This window comes from Mycobacterium angelicum (assembly GCF_002086155.1).
Lineage (GTDB): Bacteria > Actinomycetota > Actinomycetes > Mycobacteriales > Mycobacteriaceae > Mycobacterium > Mycobacterium angelicum.
The window spans coordinates 1-344 of sequence record NZ_MVHE01000333.1 but is presented as its reverse complement, the minus strand read 5'-3'; the positions used below and the strand labels follow the sequence as shown (position 1 = coordinate 344).

1 protein-coding gene is annotated in these 344 nt (G+C 60.8%); it reads left to right on the top strand.

What is annotated here, in order from left to right; translation table 11 throughout:
• Positions 1-59: 59 nt before the first annotated feature.
• Positions 60-344 (top strand): membrane protein insertion efficiency factor YidD (gene yidD / locus BST12_RS29660; protein ID WP_083116542.1); only part of this gene is annotated, 285 nt, incomplete at its 3' end.

Sequence of the window (344 nt, the reverse complement as noted above, 5' to 3'; positions counted from 1 at the left end):
TTGGAGCAGCAACTGCGATGCGGCTTGCGGAGGGCTGTCGAACTGGCAGGTAGTGATCGGTGAGTCTGTCTAGGCAAAGCTGTGGGCGCGTGGTCCGGGTTACCGGTAGAGCATCAGCGCGGGGGTTGATTTTCGTTATCCAGGTCTATCGGCACATGCTTTCGCCGCTACGACCGGCGTCGTGCCGCTTTGTCCCTACCTGTAGTCAGTACGCCGTCGATGCGCTCACCGAGTATGGCCTGTTGCGGGGAAGCTGGTTGACCATGATCAGGCTCGCAAAGTGCGGACCATGGCATCGGGGAGGATGGGATCCGATACCGGACGGCTTAACGACAGGCCGGAGC